General features: G+C 70.4%; 3 protein-coding genes. 2 read left to right on the forward strand and 1 reads right to left on the reverse strand.

Translation table 11 applies throughout. The features are described 5' to 3' along the window. A partial coding sequence (gene hutU / locus B0W88_RS30030; protein ID WP_077038180.1) for a urocanate hydratase occupies positions 1–1,675 on the forward strand: 1,675 nt, incomplete at its 5' end. Positions 1,676–1,698: 23 nt separating this feature from the next. Beyond that, on the forward strand, positions 1,699–3,222 hold the full coding sequence (gene hutH / locus B0W88_RS30035) for a histidine ammonia-lyase (protein WP_144007072.1): 1,524 nt from the start codon (positions 1,699–1,701) through the stop codon (positions 3,220–3,222). A gap of 91 nt (positions 3,223–3,313) precedes the next feature. Here hutH and B0W88_RS30040 read toward each other — a convergent pair. After that, on the reverse strand, positions 3,314–4,167 hold an 854-nt coding region (locus tag B0W88_RS30040; RefSeq protein ID WP_077038182.1), incomplete at its 5' end, for a phosphatidylserine/phosphatidylglycerophosphate/cardiolipin synthase family protein.

The raw sequence follows: 4,167 nt of genomic DNA on the forward strand, positions 1-4,167 counted from the left end.
CCCCCGCCCGGTCCGCGCCCCCACCGGCACCACGCTGCACTGCAAGAGCTGGCTGACGGAGGCCGCCTACCGGATGCTGCAGAACAACCTGGACCCGGCCGTGGCCGAGAACCCGGACGCGCTGGTGGTCTATGGCGGCATCGGCAAGGCCGCGCGCAACTGGGACTGCTTCGAGCAGATCCTGGCCACGCTGAAGACGCTCGGCGACGACGAGACCCTGCTGGTCCAGAGCGGCAAGCCGGTCGGCGTGTTCCGCACCCATGCGGACGCACCCCGCGTGCTGCTGGCCAACAGCAACCTGGTGCCCGCCTGGGCCACCTGGGAGCACTTCAACGAGCTCGACCGCAAGGGCCTGATGATGTACGGCCAGATGACGGCCGGCTCCTGGATCTACATCGGCTCGCAGGGCATCGTGCAGGGCACGTATGAAACCTTCGCCGAGGCCGGCCGCCAGCACTACGGCGGCTCGCTGAAGGGCAAGTGGGTGCTGACCGCCGGCCTCGGCGGCATGGGCGGCGCGCAGCCCCTGGCGGCCACCTTCGCCGGCGCCTGTTCGCTGACGATCGAATGCCAGCAGTCGCGCATCGACTTCCGCCTGAAGACCCGCTATGTCGATGAACAGGCCACCGACCTCGACGACGCGCTGGCCCGCATCGCCCGCTACACCGCCGCCGGCGAAGCCAAGTCCATCGCCCTGCTCGGCAACGCGGCCGACCTGCTGCCCGTGCTGGCCGCCCGCTGCAAGGCCGGCACCGCCATCAAGCCCGACCTCGTCACCGACCAGACCTCCGCCCACGACCTGATCAACGGCTACCTGCCCACCGGCTGGACGGTCGAGCAGTGGAAGGCCGCTGCCGCCGACCCGGCCCAGCATGCCGACCTGAAGGCCGCCGCCGCCCGCGGCTGCGCGGTGCACGTGCAGGCGATGCTGGACTTCCAGTCGCTTGGCATCCCGACGGTGGACTACGGCAACAACATCCGCCAGGTCGCCTTCGACCAGGGCGTGAAGAACGCCTTCGACTTCCCGGGCTTCGTGCCCGCCTATGTGCGCCCGCTGTTCTGCGAAGGCAAGGGCCCGTTCCGCTGGGTGGCGCTCTCGGGCGACCCGGAGGACATCCGCAAGACCGACGCCAAGCTCAAGGAGCTGTTCCCCGATAACGAGAAGCTTCATCGGTGGCTGGACATGGCCGGCGAGCGCATCGCCTTCCAGGGCCTGCCGGCGCGCATCTGCTGGCTGGGCCTGGGCGAGCGCCACATCGCCGGCCTGGCCTTCAACGAGATGGTCCGCAGCGGCGAGCTGAAGGCCCCGATCGTGATCGGCCGCGACCACCTGGACAGCGGCTCGGTCGCCAGCCCCAACCGCGAGACCGAGAGCATGAAGGACGGCTCCGACGCGGTCTCCGACTGGCCGCTGCTCAACGCGCTGCTGAACACCGCCGGCGGCGCCACCTGGGTGAGCCTGCACCACGGCGGCGGCGTGGGCATGGGCTACTCGCAGCACAGCGGGGTGGTGATCGTCTGTGACGGCACCGATGCGGCCGCGAAGCGCGTGGAACGCGTGCTCTGGAACGACCCCGGCACCGGCGTGATGCGCCATGCCGACGCGGGCTATGAGCAGGCGCAACAATGCGCCCGCGAGCAAGGGCTGAACCTGCCCATGCTCGACCGTTCGTGATGAATCAACAAGAGCAAGAAGAAATGAATCTGGAAATCACCCCCGGCTCGCTGAGCCTGGCCGACCTGCGCGCCATCCGTAACGGCGATGTTCAGCTGACCCTGCATGCCGACGCCACCCACGCCATCGAGCGCAGCGCCGCCATCGTGCAGAAGGCCGCCGCCGGCGACGAGCCGGTCTACGGCGTCAACACCGGCTTCGGCAAGCTGGCCTCCAAGCGCATCGGCAAGGATGAGCTGGCCGCCCTGCAGCGCAACCTGATCCGCTCGCATTGCGTGGGTGTCGGCGAGGCGCTGAAGCCCTCCGTCGTGCGGCTGATGCTGGCCACCAAGGCGGCGTCGCTGGCGCGCGGCTACTCGGGCGTGCGCATGGAAGTCGTGCAGGCGATCCTGGACTGCTTCAACGCGGGCCTGGTGCCCTTCGTGCCGGCCAAGGGCTCGGTGGGTGCCTCGGGCGACCTGGCGCCGCTGTCGCACATGACGCTGGCGTTGATGGGCGAGGGCGAGATGCTGGTCGATGGCCAGCGCAAGCCGGCCGCCGCCGAACTGGAGAAGGCCGGCCTGAAGCCGCTGGCCCTGCAGGCCAAGGAAGGCCTGGCCCTGATCAACGGCACGCAGACCTCCACCGCGCTGGCGCTGGAAGGCCTGCTACGCTTCGAGACCCTGTTCGCCTCGGCGCTGGTGACCGGCTCGCTGAGCCTGGACGCCGCGCGCGGCAGCGACGGCCCCTTCGATGCCCGCATCCATGCGGTGCGCGGCCAGCCGGGCCAGATCGAGACGGCCGCCGCCTATCGCCAACTGCTGGCCGGCAGCGAGATCCGCGCCTCGCATCGTGAAGGCGACGAGCGGGTGCAGGATCCGTACTGCCTGCGCTGCCAGCCGCAGGTGATGGGCGCCTGCCTGGACCATGCGCGCCACTGCGCCACGGTGCTGCTGCGCGAGGCCAATGCGGTGACCGACAACCCGCTGGTCTTCCCCGACGATGGGGCCATGATCAGCGGCGGCAACTTCCATGCGGAACCCGTCGCCCTGGCCGCCGACGCACTGGCCTGCGCGATCGCCGAGGTGGGCGCCATCGCCGAGCGCCGCATCGCGATGCTGATCGACACCGGCGTCTCGCGCCTGCCGGCCTTCCTGACCGCCAACGCGGGCCTCAACAGCGGCTTCATGATCGCCCACGTCACCGCCGCGGCGCTGGCCAGCGAGAACAAGTCGCTGGCCCATCCGGCCAGCGTGGACAGCCTGCCCACCAGCGCCAACCAGGAGGACCATGTCTCGATGGCCACCTTCGGCGCCCGGCGTCTCGGCGACATGCTGGACAACACCGAGCACATCATCGGCATCGAGCTGCTGGCCGCCGGCCAGGGCATCGAGTTCCTGCGGCCGCTGAAGAGCTCGGCGACGCTGGAAGCCGTGCATGCGTTGCTGCGCAAGACCTGCCCCCCGATGCCGGACGACCACTACCTGGCGCCGGACATCGAGCGCGCCACCGCTCTGGTGGCCGACGGCTCGCTGGCGGCGCACGCGGGCGTGAGCGTGTTCGGTTGATCCGGGCTCACGAGAAGCGAGACACCGGCGACATCAGGCCCTTCGACAGGCTCAGGGCGAACGGGGGGGCCGCGGCGCGGGGCTTTAATGCTCAGTACCGGCCACCCGCGCCGGCCACGCGCAGGTACACGTAGGCGATCCAGGCGGCCAGCGCGCGGCCTGCCACCTTGCGCAGGCCCTGGGCCGGTCCTTCGCGGACTTCCGTCGACACGGCGAGCGCGGTGTCGATCTCGCTGCGCAGCGCATCGGCGAAGTCCTCGTCCAGCACCAGCACGTTCGCCTCCAGGTTCAGCAGCAGCGACAGCGGGTCGATGTTGGAGCTGCCGACCGTGGCCCACTGGCCATCGATCACCGCGACCTTGGCATGCAGGAAGGCCGGCGTGTATTCGTAGAGTTCCACGCCGTGGCCCAGCAGCTCGTCGTACAGCGCATGGGCGGCGATCGCGGCGATGCGGTAGTCCACCTTGCCCTGCAGCAGCAGGCGCACCCGCACGCCGCGCCGCGCCGCCGCGCAGAGCGCCCGGCGAAAGCGCTGGCCCGGGTAGAAGTACGGAGAGATCAGGTCCACGCTGTGGCGCGCCAGCCGGATCGCCTCCACGTAGGCATGCTCGATCGTGCGCCGCTGGCGCAGGTTGTCGCGCAGCACCACGGCCACGCGCACGGGGGTCAGGTCTTGCGTACCGCGAGGCTGGCGCGGCATGCGCAGGCTCTGCAGCAGGTGGCGGATGCGGCGCACCGGATTGCGGCTGCGGCTGATCTGGATGAACTCCTCGCCGAAGTCGCGGCCCAGCCAGGCGCGGGTCCAGACCGCGCGCGCCGCCTGCGCCACCGGCGCCACCGATTCGCCGCGCAGCTCGACGGCGAAGTCCAGCCGCGGCAGCTCGCTGCGGCCGTGGTGGATGTCCAGCCGGTCCTCGATGATGTTGACGCCGCCGACGTAGGCGA

The organism is Pelomonas sp. KK5 (genome assembly GCF_001984095.1).
Taxonomy (GTDB): Bacteria; Pseudomonadota; Gammaproteobacteria; order Burkholderiales; family Burkholderiaceae_C; genus KK5.